The 14,230-nt window shown below is 38.0% G+C and carries 14 protein-coding genes, 1 pseudogene and 1 riboswitch; of the genes and pseudogenes, 9 read left to right on the top strand and 6 right to left on the bottom strand.

All coding sequences use genetic code 11. The features are described from left to right. On the bottom strand, positions 1–1,290 hold the full coding sequence (locus BK585_RS16680; RefSeq protein ID WP_078554999.1) for an acetylornithine deacetylase: 1,290 nt from the start codon (positions 1,288–1,290) through the stop codon (positions 1–3). A gap of 108 nt (positions 1,291–1,398) precedes the next feature. Beyond that, a riboswitch (TPP riboswitch) is annotated at positions 1,399–1,500 on the bottom strand. 237 nt (positions 1,501–1,737) lie between these two features. Here BK585_RS16680 and dapD point away from each other — a divergent pair. The 4 genes from dapD to BK585_RS16660 all read left to right on the top strand — a co-directional run bounded on the left by dapD (position 1,738) and on the right by BK585_RS16660 (position 5,259). After that, positions 1,738–2,460 carry a 2,3,4,5-tetrahydropyridine-2,6-dicarboxylate N-acetyltransferase gene (gene dapD, locus BK585_RS16675; protein ID WP_078554997.1) on the top strand — a complete coding sequence of 241 codons (723 nt, stop codon included), beginning with the start codon at positions 1,738–1,740 and terminating at the stop codon, positions 2,458–2,460. Between the two features lie 86 nt (positions 2,461–2,546). Then, positions 2,547–3,761 carry an aspartate aminotransferase family protein gene (locus BK585_RS16670; RefSeq protein WP_078554995.1) on the top strand — a complete coding sequence of 405 codons (1,215 nt, stop codon included), beginning with the start codon at positions 2,547–2,549 and terminating at the stop codon, positions 3,759–3,761. Then, entirely contained in the window at positions 3,761–4,891 is a 1,131-nt protein-coding gene (locus BK585_RS16665; RefSeq protein WP_078554993.1) for an N-acetyldiaminopimelate deacetylase, read from the top strand. The genes BK585_RS16670 and BK585_RS16665 overlap by 1 nt, the downstream gene beginning before the upstream one ends. A gap of 116 nt (positions 4,892–5,007) precedes the next feature. Continuing rightward, positions 5,008–5,259 carry a YkuS family protein gene (locus BK585_RS16660; protein WP_078554991.1) on the top strand — a complete coding sequence of 84 codons (252 nt, stop codon included), beginning with the start codon at positions 5,008–5,010 and terminating at the stop codon, positions 5,257–5,259. Between the two features lie 102 nt (positions 5,260–5,361). On the opposite strand, the gene BK585_RS16655 is transcribed toward BK585_RS16660, so the two are convergent. The 3 genes from BK585_RS16655 to BK585_RS16645 form a co-directional block, all read right to left on the bottom strand. Next, a complete protein-coding gene (locus tag BK585_RS16655) occupies positions 5,362–5,835 on the bottom strand; it encodes a spore coat protein (protein ID WP_078554990.1) in 474 nt (157 codons plus the stop codon). 151 nt (positions 5,836–5,986) lie between these two features. After that, positions 5,987–6,298, bottom strand: a complete 312-nt coding sequence (locus BK585_RS16650; RefSeq protein WP_078554988.1) for a hypothetical protein — start codon at positions 6,296–6,298, stop codon at positions 5,987–5,989. A gap of 522 nt (positions 6,299–6,820) precedes the next feature. Further along, complete coding sequence (locus BK585_RS16645) at positions 6,821–7,651, bottom strand: mechanosensitive ion channel family protein (RefSeq protein ID WP_078554986.1); 831 nt, start codon at positions 7,649–7,651, stop codon at positions 6,821–6,823. A 283-nt stretch (positions 7,652–7,934) separates the two neighbouring features. Between BK585_RS16645 and BK585_RS16640 the strand changes: the two genes are divergently transcribed. Then, positions 7,935–8,480 (top strand): peroxiredoxin, encoded by a 546-nt coding sequence (locus BK585_RS16640; RefSeq protein WP_078554985.1) that lies wholly within the window; start codon positions 7,935–7,937, stop codon positions 8,478–8,480. A 97-nt stretch (positions 8,481–8,577) separates the two neighbouring features. After that, the gene (locus BK585_RS16635) at positions 8,578–9,030 is read left to right on the top strand and encodes a redoxin domain-containing protein (RefSeq protein ID WP_078554983.1); all 453 of its coding nucleotides are present in this window, start codon (positions 8,578–8,580) and stop codon (positions 9,028–9,030) included. 82 nt (positions 9,031–9,112) lie between these two features. Here BK585_RS16635 and BK585_RS16630 read toward each other — a convergent pair whose 3' ends face one another. After that, positions 9,113–9,619 carry a CBO0543 family protein gene (locus BK585_RS16630; protein ID WP_078554982.1) on the bottom strand — a complete coding sequence of 169 codons (507 nt, stop codon included), beginning with the start codon at positions 9,617–9,619 and terminating at the stop codon, positions 9,113–9,115. A gap of 79 nt (positions 9,620–9,698) precedes the next feature. After that, a complete protein-coding gene (locus BK585_RS16625) occupies positions 9,699–10,937 on the bottom strand; it encodes a molybdopterin-dependent oxidoreductase (RefSeq protein WP_245805853.1) in 1,239 nt (412 codons plus the stop codon). Positions 10,938–11,137: 200 nt separating this feature from the next. On the opposite strand from BK585_RS16625, the gene msrB reads away from it, so the two are divergent. The 3 genes and pseudogenes from msrB (at position 11,138) to BK585_RS16610 (ending at position 14,081) form a co-directional block, all read left to right on the top strand. Beyond that, the gene (gene msrB / locus BK585_RS16620) at positions 11,138–12,121 is read left to right on the top strand and encodes a peptide-methionine (R)-S-oxide reductase MsrB (protein ID WP_078554980.1); all 984 of its coding nucleotides are present in this window, start codon (positions 11,138–11,140) and stop codon (positions 12,119–12,121) included. Positions 12,122–12,179: 58 nt separating this feature from the next. Then, a pseudogene (locus BK585_RS16615) lies at positions 12,180–12,758 on the top strand (peptide-methionine (S)-S-oxide reductase MsrA); the annotation flags it as partial. Positions 12,759–12,845: 87 nt separating this feature from the next. Continuing rightward, positions 12,846–14,081 carry a peptidoglycan recognition protein family protein gene (locus BK585_RS16610; RefSeq protein WP_078554977.1) on the top strand — a complete coding sequence of 412 codons (1,236 nt, stop codon included), beginning with the start codon at positions 12,846–12,848 and terminating at the stop codon, positions 14,079–14,081. Positions 14,082–14,230 lie beyond the last annotated feature (149 nt).

Genomic DNA, 14,230 nt, shown 5'->3' with positions numbered 1-14,230 from the left:
TCACTCCTCTTCTTTTGATAAATGACACCATTCGTAAATGAATGAAGTCATCACTTTTGTAAAATTAACGAGCTCATCAACATCTAGCTGCTCATTGACAGCATGTGCATGCTTTAATTTCCCTGGTCCATAAATTACAGTAGGGATCCCCGCTTCCCCAAGCCATCCACCGTCTGTTACAGTAGGGGACATACCAACCGTCGCTTCTGTAGAAAAAATATGCTGGTGACTCTTACCTAGAAGTTGTACAGCTTCATGACTAGGGTCAATTTCTAGCGAAGGAAAAATTTCGCCGCGGTCCTCAATCATTGAAGTTCCTCCCCATTTAAGGGTCGGAGGGTTTTCTCGTAACCAAGGATCAGCTTTGGCCATATTCATAAGATGCTCTTCAACTTCTTTAGCAACATCAGCATGATTTTCATTTGGGTAAAAATGAACTGTTATCCACAGGGCACATTTATCCGCTATAAAAGCAGCATGACGCCCACCTTCAATGACTGAAGGATTAATGGTCGTCATCCCCGGAGGAAAGCCAGGATAAGATTTTGTAACGGCCCAATGTTGTTCAAGTTCTTGCAAGCTTTGAATGACTTTCATCATTTTTTCAATTGCACTCGCTCCAAAAAGTCCACCGCCAGCATGAATCATGTTTCTTCTCGTTGCATCGTGGAAGGTTTCAGGACTTTGGATCGTTACCCATCCCGTAATGACACCGCCCTGTCCTTGAATTTGGCAATCACTTGTATCAACTACAACTGCAAAATCAGCGGCATACCCGCGAGTACAACATTGAAGAGTGCCAGCTTCTCCGACCTCTTCTCCAATGACAGATTGAAAAATAAGGTCACCCGGTAATTCGATTCCCGCTTCTTTTAACACTTTTATCGCAAATAAAGCTCCTGCAAGCCCACCTTTCATATCGGCTGCACCACGACCATATAAAATATTATCTTTAATAACAGGAGTAAAAGGAGGACTGTCCCAGTTTTCCTCCTCTTCATGGACCTCTGCAACATCGATATGCCCATTAATAAGTAGGCTTTTAGCCTTAGTTGAATGAGTGCCGGTGAGTGTTCCTACTACGTTAGGGTCTCCAGGATAAACATCCCACTTATCAATTGAAAAGCCTAAGTCTTGTAAATAGTCTGCAATAAATTGTTGAGCGGATTCTGTATTCCTTGCAGGAGGACTAGGCGTTTCAAATGACATCAAAGCTTTGGCTAAATCAAGTAATTGTTCTTTATTTTCTTCTATACGTTGAACCAAAGAATTTATCTTTTCTTTGTTCATATGACACCTCCTTACATAATTTGAATTGATACCAAGCCATAAAAAACCACTTTCAGATAGAAAGTGGTTTGAGTCAACAACTATAGTGTGCTACTCAAGGTGAGTAGTACTATGTATCGACCACTTTCCTACGCTAGGTTTACCTAGATCAGGTTCAAGGGTTAAGGATAGTATCCTCTCTCAGCTTGTAAAGCACCCCTAGTGGATATGAGTAGTTAAACGAATCTCTAGGTTTCAAACTACCATATTCACTGAAAATTTACAATAATAAAGTCCAATTATGGTAATGAGGCCGAAAAATTCCTTTTCCCAAATTTCCTTTTAGAAGTATGGGAAGGACTTCTAATGGAATCTTAAAAAGATAAGTGATTCAGATTGCATTTTTTCTAGTGAATCACTATCATAGGAAGAGAATGAATTTTGTCAAAGTTTGAGGAGGAAAGACAGATGAAAATGATGGATGCAAACGAAATAATTCAATTTATTTCAAAAAGTGAAAAGAAAACTCCGGTTAAAGTACATATTAAAGGTGACCTTGAAGGCATCGATTTTGGCGCAAACACAAAAACGTTTATTACAGGAAATACAGGGGTTTTATTTGGAGAGTGGAAAGAGATTGATTCTGCGATTCAAGCTAATGAAGCTAAAATTGAAGACTTCGTTGTTGAAAACGACCGCAGAAACTCAGCTATTCCGCTTTTAGATATGAAGAACATTCAAGCTCGTATTGAACCTGGTGCTATCATCCGTGACCAAGTTGAGATTGGAAACAATGCGGTTATTATGATGGGAGCTAGCATTAACATTGGTGCCGTTATCGGTGAAGGTACGATGATTGATATGAATGTGGTTATGGGTGGAAGAGCAACTGTAGGGAAGAATTGTCACATTGGTGCTGGAGCTGTACTGGCAGGAGTTATTGAACCACCTTCTGCTAAGCCGGTTATTGTAGAAGATGGGGTAGTGGTTGGTGCCAATGCCGTAATCTTAGAAGGCGTTACAGTCGGACAAGGCGCTGTTGTTGCAGCAGGTGCCATAGTTACCGAAGATGTACCACCAAATACTGTTGTAGCAGGAACTCCTGCAAGAGTGATTAAAGAAATTGATGAAAAAACAAAAGGTAAAACAGAGATTAAACAAGAGCTTCGTCGTTTAAATGAAGATAACTAAGTAATGACTACTGGCATTCATTAAGTTCGCTTAATGGATGCCTTATTTCCACCTATTAATGGTTGGAAAGGGAAAGGAGAGTAAGGATGAGTAATTGGCAAGAGTTAGACCAAAAATATATGATGAATACGTACAACCGGTTACCGATCGCAATTGAAAGAGGTGTCGGAAATTATTTATACGATACGAATGAGAAAGGCTATCTTGATTTGTTTACAGGACTAGCTGTTAATATTCTTGGACATTCTCATCCTATTATCGTGCAAGCATTAAAGGAACAGGGAGAAAAGTTTTTACATATTTCCAACGTGTTTCTTAATAAACCAGCGATCCAGCTTGCCGAGTCATTAATTTCTCACTCTTTACCTAATGGGAAAGTATTCTTTTCAAACTCAGGGGCTGAGGCAACAGAGGCTGCGATTAAACTCATTCATAAATGGACCAAAAACGTAGGTACCACCAAACAAGGTGTTGTTGTCTTAAAAAATAGCTTTCATGGTCGTACTTTGGGCGCCCTAAAATTAACAAGGCAGGCCGGAGTTTACCAGGACTTTCCGGTGACATCGATGCCAATTCATGAAGTGGAGCCTCATAACCTTGACCAACTAGAACGAGTATTAAGAACAGAACAACCAGCTGCTGTGATTATGGAGCCGGTTCTTGGATCAGGTGGTATTTTGCCGTTAGAAGAAAGTTATTTACAAGAAGTATCTCGCTTATGCAAGGAGCATAAAGTGTTGTGTTGTATGGATGAAATTCAAACAGGTATTGGTCGAACAGGCAAGTTCTTTGCTTATCAATATGCCAATATCCAACCAGACCTTATTCTTTTTGCAAAAGGGGTAGGCGGAGGGTTGCCACTAGGTGGAATCATTGTATCTGAACCATTAACTGATTTATTTAAACCTGGTGATCATGGAACTACGTTTGCACCTGCTCCGTTAAGTGCCGCTTTAGGAAACGCAGTACTAGAGGTTCTTTTTACACAAGGACAGTTAGAAAAAGGAAAACAAGCAGCTGATTATTTATGGAATGAGTTGCTTAATTTAAAGGATACGTATTCGTCATCCATATCTGAAATTCGTGGTAAAGGGATGATGCTTGGAATTGTGATGAAGCTCTCTAGCGAATCCGTGAAACAATTACAACGAAATTTGTTAGAGCAAGGTTTCCTAGTTGATGTGACCCAACAGACCATTGTCCGTCTTCTTCCTCCATTAACTTTAGAAAAGCAAGAAACAGATGAATTTCTAGAAGCACTAGAGATGAACTTGAAAAAGTTTGAAAAGGAGCATGTATGATGGGAAAGTACGAAGCGTTTATTGATATAAGACGTCAGCTTCATGAAATCCCTGAGCTAGGGTTTTGTGAAGAAAAAACGCAACACTATTTACTAAACTACATGCAATCTTTGCCTCAAACATTTCTTGAGATAAAAACGTGGAAAACTGGAATTGTTGTAAAAGTAAATGGCACTGATCCTACGGGTTTATTAGGCTATCGTACAGATATTGATGGGTTACCGATCCAAGAAGAAACAGGTTATGAGTTCGCTTCAAAGCATAACGGGCAAATGCATGCGTGTGGACACGATTTTCATATGAGTATTGCACTTGGAGTGTTAACTCATTTTGCGAATCATCAACCTAAAGACGATTTACTGTTTATATTCCAACCGGCTGAAGAAGGACCTGGTGGTGCGAAACCTATGCTCGAGAGTGAAATTCTACAAGAGTGGCGACCTACGCAAATGGTGGCGCTACACATTGCTCCTGAGCATCCTGTAGGAACCATCGCAACAAAAGAAGGACTTTTGTTTGCCAATACATCCGAGCTTTTTATTAACGTACATGGTAAGGGTGGACATGCCGCTTATCCTCATACGGCGAATGATATGGTTGTCGCAGCGGCTCATTTAATTACTCAATTGCAAACCATTGTAGCTCGAAATATTGATCCACTCGATTCGGCAGTTATCACGATAGGGAAAATCACAGGAGGAACGAAGCAAAACATCATTGCTGAAAAAGCAAGAATTGAAGGAACCATTCGAACTTTGTCTCTTCCTTCCATGGATAAGATAAAAAAGAGGATAGAGCATGTTGTAGCTGGGATAGAAGAAGCGTTTGAGTGCAAAGCTTCTATTGACTATGGAGCAAATTACTGCCAAGTATACAATGAAGAGAAACTCACTAGAGAATTTATCAACTTTAGTAAACAAGCTGGAACGGTAACAGTATATGAATGTAAAGAAGCGATGACAGGAGAAGATTTTGGATATTTTCTTGATGAAATCCCAGGATTTATGTTTTGGTTAGGTGTCGATAGCCCTCATGGTCTACATGATGCAAAAATTCGTCCAGATGAACAGGCAATTGAAATTGCAATTGACCATTTAATTGCTTATTTTGAATATAAACAAAATCAATAGGAAATCTATAACCTCTATCAAAAAAATGTTTAGTTTGTTTTCATTGGAATAACTTTTCAAATAAAAACCATACTAACGTTGTACTAAGTAATTGAATTTTGATGGAGGTGCTTTTAATGCCACGCATTGGAGTAGAACAATCATTAACAGATGTTCAACAAGAGCTACAACAAAGAGGTTATGACGTTATTCAATTAAAGCAAGAACAAGATGCACAAGGTTGCGATTGCTGTGTAATTACGGGCCAAGACCAAAATGTAATGGGAATTCAAAATACAGTAACTGCAGGCTCAGTTATTACGGCTCATGGAAAAACAGCAGAAGAAATTTGCCAATCGGTTGAAGAAAAAATAAATGCTGGTCAATAATATGTTGGTACGGATAACCTGGGCTTAGTTCCAGGTTTTTTGTTTGAATTATATTAATAAAGAAAAGAAAGCAGGCAAAGATACCTGCTTTCTTAGTCGTTATTAAAGTACGTCGATTTTTACTAATAACGCGAGTAGAAGCTGTAACAATACTTGGATGTTAAGCGCAACTTGAGTGTCAGTTGTTGTAACATCTACATTGCGGGAATTTTCAATGATTGTCTTTTGGTACGTTAATTGCTTGACTTTAGAAGTTTGCATTAACTCTTGAGTGATTTTTTCAGCTTGCGCATCGTCTGCAACAGCAATGCTAATTACGATTGCAATTGCAGCTTGAAGTGCAGCTTGTAGAGATAAAGCAGCCTTCGTATCAGTTGTATTTACAGAAATATCACAAGAGTCTTTAATGAAAATATACTCCTCAGATAATTGTAATGTTTTATTATCTTGAGTGCCTTCTTGGTCAGCTACAACGTCTTCTACTTCTGGTGGGCATAAAGGGTGTTTTGAGCAAGGGTCAATTGCACTCCACTTTGGTTGTTTTTTATCTGTTGAACGAAAAACTTCTTGATTCATTTCTAAATTCCTCCTTTCAGTTTCTAATTCAGCTTATGTAAGGGTGGGTCCAAATGGATGGACATCTGTCCATGGTCAATAACACAATTTAGTTGAGAAGGATTAAAAAAGGATGAAAACAGGTGACTTCCTCGTTTTCATCCTTCTAAATTTATTTTTTAGATTGATTCATAAATGTTTTAACAGTGTTTACATCATTGTTTGCTTTAAATTGTCGAGCTAATGGTTGGGGTTTTACGTGTGCTTGAGGATTATTACTATCAAAATCTTGTTCTGTCACTTTTTTTTCTTGGTTTTCTAAAAAACGTTCAACTTCTGATTGTATGTTGCTTACAATGTTTTTAATTTTTTCTTTTTCTTCAGGCTCTAATTGGTTTGCATCTGGACTTACTTTATGCTTTTTAAACACTTTATCAACGACAAGTTCCATTAATTGTTGTTGGTTTTTGCTATCGAATTCCATTGTTATTCCTCCATTTCAGAATCTGTCCCAATCTAATATAGCGTATGTTCACTTTTGGGAAATGTGTAGGCTATCAGAAAGAATCTATTGAAAAAATTGAGTAACAGTTTGTACCAGATAAAAGAACAGAAAAGGGAGAGGGCACGGAAAAAGTTAGGTTAACTTTTTCCATGCCCTCAAAAGGGTTACGTCTTTTCTGTTCAGTAGGAAGACTATTCTAAAGATTTCATAGATGCCCTGAAGGATAACTCAGGAAGAGCAAGGGCTTCGCACACTGCGTGTGTTTTACAAGAAAGGCATTTGTAAAACACCTTAAAAAAGGGGGACTTTGTTGCTTTTTATAACTGATAGGAAAGTATAAAAATTGTGCTAGCTCAGGGATGTTTTGAAAGCTAGTTCATGAAGGGCGATGGCTCCGCACACTGCGCGTGCTGTAATAAAAAGTACACTTATTACAGCACTTTCGAAAAGGAAGGCAGTGGCTTCGCTCATCGCAATAAATAAAAAACGGCAAAGCCGTTTTTATTTTTGAATATATACTTGGTGGGGGAATGGAATTTCTATACCGTTTTCATCCAGAGCTTCTTTGAGTTCTTTTCTAAGCTTTCGTTCAACAGCCCACTGATTCATATTCTCTGTCTTTGCTATGACGCGAAGAACAACATCTGAGTCACCGAGTGCTTGAACTCCAACGACATTTGGTCCTTCTATAATGGTTTGGTCTTCTAACGCAATTCTGTCACAAACGGATTGCATAACGGTCATTGCTTTATCGATGTCATCACTATATGAGATGCTCATGTCGACTAATGCGCGCATGTTTCCTCTTGAATGGTTACTCACATGAGTAATCTCGCGATTTGGTATGTAGTGTAGTGTTCCATCAAATCCTCTTATTTTTGTTGTACGTATACCCACTTCCTCGACAATGCCATCAACACCACCTGTTGTGACATAATCTTCTACATCAATTTGCCTTTCGAGTAATAGGAAAAAGCCAGTCACAACATCACTAACTAGACCTTGGGCACCAAATCCAATCGCTAGACCGATAATCCCTGCACCAGCAATAAGTCCAGCCGGATTGATTTCAAATATTGCTAATATGATCGTCGCTAATACAAATAACAGGGCATATGAAAATGCGTTTTGTGCTAGCTTTTCTAGTGTAATCACTCTACCTTTAGTCATGTTTCGCTGAGAGGCCACTTTTGAAAAACTACTTGTAATTAACTTTTTGCCTATCGATTTAGCAATAAAAAAGACGATGAGAGCAAAAATAATTTGTGCTCCTATTATAATTGCGCCGCTAAAAAAACCAGTTAGTATTTCTTTGTCAAAATCAAAATCCATTAAATAATATCACTCCTATTTCATAGAATAATCATTATTTTCCCTATTTTACGTGTTATAAAACGTAAATAAAAGCTTACCATTGTCAAGAAATAAAAACAAATTGAAAAGTGTATGAGAACCCGCTAACTTGGAAGTAGTATCTAAAAAATTTAAAGTTTAAACATCTAATAGATGGTAAAACTATAATCGTAGAGAAAAGCCTAGTTTACATTAATTGACTAACAATAAGCATTCTCTTATAATACAAATGTTTCATCATTAACAGGAGGTTTAAATACATATGACGGATAAACGTATGGTAGCAAAGCAAGCACCAAGATTTGAAATGGATGCGGTCTTACCGAATAGGGAATTTGGGAAGGTAAGTCTAGAAGAAAATATGAAAAACGACAAATGGACTGTACTGTTCTTTTACCCAATGGATTTCACATTTGTCTGTCCTACTGAAATTACATCGATAAGTGACCGTTATGACGAATTTGAAGATTTAGATGCTGAAGTAATTGGTGTCTCTACAGATACAATACATACTCATAAAGCTTGGATTAATACATCCCGTGATGACAATGGATTAGGAGAGTTAAAATACCCATTAGCTGCTGATACAAACCATCAAGTTTCTCGTGACTACGGGGTATTAATAGAAGAGGAAGGAATAGCTCTTCGAGGCCTATTCATTATTAGCCCAGAAGGTGAGTTAATGTATGCCGTTGTCAATCACAACAACATTGGACGTGATGTTGACGAAACATTACGTGTCCTTCAAGCGCTACAAACAGGTGGACTCTGCCCGGCAAACTGGAAACCTGGTCAAGAAACATTATAGGATAGTACTAAACAGGAATAACCGATAAAAGGTCTAGCAACCATGTTAGACCTCTTTCGGATAAAGACGGCATTGCCGTATAAAGGAGCGGGTATACATGGCATTAAGACTACGTTCTCCATTACCTGAACTTTCTGGTGCAACAGAGTGGTTAAATGGTGAAGTCACAAAAGAACAATTGCTAGGAAACAAACCAACACTGATTCATTTTTGGTCGATTTCATGTGGCTTATGTAAAGAAGCGATGCCAAATGTTAATGAGTTTCGCGATAATTATAAAGACCAATTGAACGTGATTGCCATTCATATGCCACGTTCAGAAAAAGACCTTGATGTAGAGCAAATTAAGGCGGTTGCTGCTGAACATGACATGACACAACCAATCGCTATTGATAGTGGACATAAAATTACCGATGGTTTTGAAAATGAGTATGTACCATCCTATTATGTATTTGATGAAGAAGGACAACTCCGCCATTTTCAAGCTGGTGGTGGTGGGATGAAAATGCTCACAAAACGAGTGAATCGAGTTTTAGGAATAAAAGAATAAAAAAGGGGTTGTCCAAAACAGTCGATTTCTGACTTTTTGGACAACCCTATTTAGTAGAGCGATATAAGACATACATCGGTGATTATTCAGGATAGAGAACTTTTTTGCTAAAAAAAGTTGAATCTTTAAAAAACCATCTGAAGTACACACGGGATATATAATATGACATCCAGATGGTAGTAAAGCTCCAATACCACTTCCACTTTGGATACCTAATTAAATCCGTATATTTAACCAAAATTACTTCGAAAACGGTTATTAGTGAAGTATGGAAACCATAATAGAGTATTTTTTTGAAATAATGACTTTTTTCTGGGTAATGAACATTAAATAGAGAACATAATGACGGATAGACAAAATATTCAAACGTAAAACTTGCCTTGTTTGCTCTCTTAAAAAAGGTGCGATGAGGATAAGATATTAATTTTGTTTCCACTACTACTAATCCAAACAACCATGTGATTATTTGTTTAAATAGAAAGGATAAGTGCGCTTCTCTTATTTTATTCTTAGGAATAAAAATTAGTAAAAAGATTGAAGTAATAATCCAAGCTGATATTTCGATTGTTGTATCTACCTTCTTTGCCATCTTTGTATCACCTCTTACTTAAGATGGCTAAAATACGGTTAGATTATGTAGAAAATGGAGATGAAATATCATAATTACCTTAAAGGTTTAGTGGGATACCTACAGTTGCATTTTTAGGGTAGCCTCTCTCTTCCCAATATCCAATATGTTCATAATCAATTAATTCAATCCGATTTAACCATTTTACAGCTTTATAAGCATACATCTGGGGTACAATTAAACGGACCGGTCCACCATTTTGTTCGGTGATAAGTTCTCCATCTAGCAATACAGCTACCATGATGTCTTTGGCCTTCGCTTGAAATAACGCTAGCGAATCTGTATATACACCATCTGCAGAGTAAAATTTGACGAATGTGGCATCCTTTTTAACCCCTACCTGTTCGAGCAGCCACCACAATGGAATCCCTTCCCATGTTCCAGAATAGACACTCCAACCTGTTATACAATGGAAATCACTAACTTGAACTTCTCTTTTTAATTGTAGGAACTGCTCCCAATTAAGGGACATCTGTTTTTCAACTAGCCCATCAATCGTTAAACTCCAATTTTCATCAGTTAGTTTTGGTATCTCTGTGACGGTATAATAACGAAATTCACCTCTTTTTCCTCCACCAATTGGCGGAGCAGACTGTGGGGCTGGTTTGGGCATTGGAGAAAAAGAAGGAGACATGGAGCTCTCTTTTACATTTCCTAATGGGTTTGAGAGGTTTAACCATCTAGCTACAAATGGGAAAAACATGACAACCAGGATAGTTGCACTGGTAAGTTTAAGAAACGTTCTTCTCCTATAGATTGGATTATTGTTTTTAATCTCTAGTGGTTCTTTTATTATCGGTTGTTGAGTGTCCTTATATCGTTTCTTAAACCATTTGCTTCTAGTTACACTATGATAAATAACATATGGCAACCCGAACCATGTTGCTAAATTATGAATGAAGAGAGACGATGATGCCACAACAGGAGACATATGCCTTTGAAAGGTTAATATTACCCCTGATACGATGAGAAGGATTAAAATGGATAGAACTATAGTTAAGTTGATTTGATTATTTTTACGTTTGCGAATGCTTCTGATATGCTTTCTCATGTTTAGAAAGTAGAGGAGAAGTGGAAAACAGCTTACCATACCAATCCAAATATGAACATCTCTCAACGGTACACGTAAAGAAGGAAAGCTTGAACGAAAAGCGGATGAAAATAATAGGATTCCGGAGATACTTAGTATAAAAAATAAAAAGGCATTGGTATGATGAAGTCTTACTAAGGACGAACAAAAAATAATGATTCGCTTACCCATACTAGTTTTGCTCGACATGTCTACACTCCTTTATCTGAAATGACCGTTACTTCTATGATAATGGATATCTGTATGGAATGAAAAGATTATGAACGATACTAAAAGGAAAAGCAGTATTATTTTCTTTACGCAAAAGGATTGTTTATAATCAAGGTATCTTATGAACTATAATATAATATCTCCTTGTTGTACTTTAAAATATAAAAGAGGTGAATGGCATGACAGCAAAATTAGAGAAAGCTACGTTTGCAGGAGGTTGTTTCTGGTGCATGGTAAAACCCTTTACTGAGTTTCCTGGTATTCATAGTGTGATTTCCGGATTTTCAGGAGGGCATAAAGAAAATCCTTCTTATGAGGAAGTAGTAACAGGTTCAACTGGTCATCGTGAAGTGGTGGAAATTACTTTCGATCCAAACGTATTTCCTTATGAAAAATTACTAGATATTTTTTGGAGAAATATTGACCCTACGGATGAAGGAGGGCAATTTCACGATAGAGGTGAACATTATAAAACAGCTATCTTCTATCATAATGAAAAACAAAAGGAGCTAGCCGAAAAGTCTAAGGCTCAAATAGAAAACTTAAATAAGTTCAATAAACCAATAGTAACGGATATTCTCCCTGCCAAACCTTTCTACCCTGCCGAAGAGGGCCACCAAGATTATTATAAGAAAAATCCATACCATTATAATCGCTATTATGAAGGGTCAGGACGAAAAGACTTTACTGAAACGAAATGGAAAGTTGAAAAGGACCTAGAGAAGTTAAAGGAATCATTAACACCTATTCAATATGAAGTCACTCAAAACAATGGAACTGAAAGACCATTTGCCAATGAGTTTCATGACCATAAGCAAGAGGGGATATATGTAGATATCGTATCTGGAGAGCCGTTATTTAGTTCTAAGGATAAATATGATTCTGGGTGTGGATGGCCAAGCTTTACAAGACCAATTAGCCATTTTCACATTACGGATACAGTAGATAAAAGTCACGGAATGGTTCGTACAGAAGTTCGAAGTAAATATGGAGATTCTCATTTAGGTCATGTATTCCCAGATGGTCCAAGAGATAAGGGAGGTCTTCGCTATTGTATTAATTCAGCAGCTCTTCGTTTTATCTCAAAAGACGATTTAATAAAAGAAGGCTACGGAGAGTATAAAGCGTTGTTTGAAACGGGTGAGTCAAATGACAAGCTATAATCTGCAAGCAAATAATAAACAAATCGCGACCTTTGGAATGGGTTGATTTTGGGGACCTGATGCCCGGTTCGGACATCTTCCTGGAATTATAGAAACGATAGTAGGATATGCGGGAGGGACGACCGAAGAACCTACGTATCGTAACTTAGGTGATCATACGGAAACGTTACAAATACAGTTTGATCCAAATCATATTTCCTATCAAGACATTCTTACTGTATTTTGGACTCACCATAATGCTCTTGTGAAACGAACGTACAGAGAGCGACAATACATTTCGATTTTGTTTTATCATGATGAACAGCAAAAAGAAATAATAGTCACTGAAAAAAAGAAGTGGGAAGAAATAAAACAGGGTGACATTCAAACGGTCATTGCACCCTTTTCATCTTTTACTAATGCAGAAGACTATCATCAAAAATATTATTTAAAACGTTATGCCACAGCTGTAGAGCCATTAAAACAACTTTTTCATAGCCATGAGGAGTTTAAACGTGCCACTCTGACAGCTCGTTTAAATGGTATAGCTAAAGGCTTTGGGAAAATGTCAGAATTGATTACAGAAATTGATAGTTGGGGACTCACGTCAAAACAAAAAGAAAAGATAAGTGAGACAATAGCAGCGATTCGATGGTAGAGTTACACCATGTAAAATCCTAAAAAAACTAAAGATATTATCACCTTACTTACGATGATTCAATATATATAGTAATGAGGTGATAGTATGAATATTATTGATAAGCGTAACTCACTTGCCAGACATAGGAGTCGAACTTACCGTAGGCGTTCTCGTTCAGCAATAACGAATATTGCAATTCATCATAGTGCTACAACATCAGGGAGTGCAGAAGCCTTTGCCAGATATCATGTTAATGAATTAGGTTGGCCAGGGATTGGTTATCATTATGTTGTTGATAAGGATGGTTCCATTCATTGGTGCCATGACCTCGAAGTAGTCAGCTATCACGTTGGTAACAGTAACGGAAGGGCAGTAGGGATTTGTATGGTCGGGGATTTCCGTTCTCAGACTTTAGGAGATGCTCAAAGAAATGCTGCTCAAGAACTTACAGCGTGGTTAATTAGTGAATTAAATCTTTCGATAGACGATGTCCTAGGACATATAGAATTCCCTGGGTACTCATGGAAGCCATGTCCATCGGTTAATATGAATACATTTCGTAGACAATTATATAATCGAACTGGCGAAACTCCAGGCACGGCGTTGCCTTCTCCTACTTATGTTGCTGGAGCAAGACAAAGAACTTTTCTGTCTAGAGGAGACCAAGGCGATGATGTTCGAGCATTACAAGAGCGCTTAACTGAACTAGGATTTGATGCAGGTCCGATCGATGGTATCTTTGGCCCGCTAACCTATGATGGTGTTGTCCGCTTCCAGAGAAGTGCAAACATTGGAGTGGATGGGATTGTAGGACCAGAAACAAGAGTTGCTTTACGAGATGCGGAAGCAAGAGAAGAAGTAATTGAACATGGTTCTCCTACTGATGAACCCAATGAGATGGAGGAAGTTCATTTAAGCGAATCAAGGCGATTGCTTCGCTATATCCAGCCGATGATGCGAGGCTCGGATGTTCAAGAAGTACAACGAAAAACGGGTGCAATGGTCGATGGGTTATTTGGTCCAGAAACGGAACAGAGAGTTCGTGATTTTCAAAGAAGGCATAGATTAACAGTAGATGGGATCGTTGGTCCACAAACATGGAGAGCATTAGACAGAGTAAATGGTTCAACTCAGCCAGGGTATGAACGGCTACTCTCATTACAGTCACCATTTATGAGGGGAGACGATGTAAGAAGAGTACAAAGAGCATTGAATGTAACGGCTGATGGATTATATGGTCCAGTTACTGAAAGAGCAGTTCGAAATTTTCAAAGAAGCGAAGGCATCACAGTTGATGGAATTGTTGGCCCGCAAACATGGTCTCGTCTTTTTAATGAATAGTAGATAAAAGTTTACAGCCCTCGACAAAAGGAAAAACTTCCCTTTTGTCGAGGGCACTGTGCGTAACCTGCCACGAGTGAAGCCCTTGCCATATAAATAAAAAGGCACTGAAAAGTTGTTTTGTACTACTTTTTCAGTGCCTTCCTTTT

It is taken from the genome of Bacillus alkalicellulosilyticus (genome assembly GCF_002019795.1).
GTDB classification, from domain to species: Bacteria; Bacillota; Bacilli; order Bacillales; family Bacillaceae_F; genus Bacillus_AO; species Bacillus_AO alkalicellulosilyticum.
Note: the sequence above shows the minus strand (reverse complement) of the source record. Positions and strands in the feature narration are given on the sequence as shown.

Excerpts from the sequence above, each read along its gene's own strand:
- BK585_RS16680 (WP_078554999.1), bottom strand. The coding sequence starts at position 1,290 with ATGAACAAAGAAAAGATAAATTCTTTGGTTCAACGTATAGAAGAAAAT.
- dapD (WP_078554997.1), top strand. The coding sequence starts at position 1,738 with ATGAAAATGATGGATGCAAACGAAATAATTCAATTTATTTCAAAAAGT.
- BK585_RS16670 (WP_078554995.1), top strand. The coding sequence starts at position 2,547 with ATGAGTAATTGGCAAGAGTTAGACCAAAAATATATGATGAATACGTAC.
- BK585_RS16665 (WP_078554993.1), top strand. The coding sequence starts at position 3,761 with ATGGGAAAGTACGAAGCGTTTATTGATATAAGACGTCAGCTTCATGAA.
- BK585_RS16660 (WP_078554991.1), top strand. The coding sequence starts at position 5,008 with ATGCCACGCATTGGAGTAGAACAATCATTAACAGATGTTCAACAAGAG.
- BK585_RS16655 (WP_078554990.1), bottom strand. The coding sequence starts at position 5,835 with ATGAATCAAGAAGTTTTTCGTTCAACAGATAAAAAACAACCAAAGTGG.
- BK585_RS16650 (WP_078554988.1), bottom strand. The coding sequence starts at position 6,298 with ATGGAATTCGATAGCAAAAACCAACAACAATTAATGGAACTTGTCGTT.
- BK585_RS16645 (WP_078554986.1), bottom strand. The coding sequence starts at position 7,651 with ATGGATTTTGATTTTGACAAAGAAATACTAACTGGTTTTTTTAGCGGC.
- BK585_RS16640 (WP_078554985.1), top strand. The coding sequence starts at position 7,935 with ATGACGGATAAACGTATGGTAGCAAAGCAAGCACCAAGATTTGAAATG.
- BK585_RS16635 (WP_078554983.1), top strand. The coding sequence starts at position 8,578 with ATGGCATTAAGACTACGTTCTCCATTACCTGAACTTTCTGGTGCAACA.
- BK585_RS16630 (WP_078554982.1), bottom strand. The coding sequence starts at position 9,619 with ATGGCAAAGAAGGTAGATACAACAATCGAAATATCAGCTTGGATTATT.
- BK585_RS16625 (WP_245805853.1), bottom strand. The coding sequence starts at position 10,937 with ATGTCGAGCAAAACTAGTATGGGTAAGCGAATCATTATTTTTTGTTCG.
- msrB (WP_078554980.1), top strand. The coding sequence starts at position 11,138 with ATGACAGCAAAATTAGAGAAAGCTACGTTTGCAGGAGGTTGTTTCTGG.
- BK585_RS16610 (WP_078554977.1), top strand. The coding sequence starts at position 12,846 with ATGAATATTATTGATAAGCGTAACTCACTTGCCAGACATAGGAGTCGA.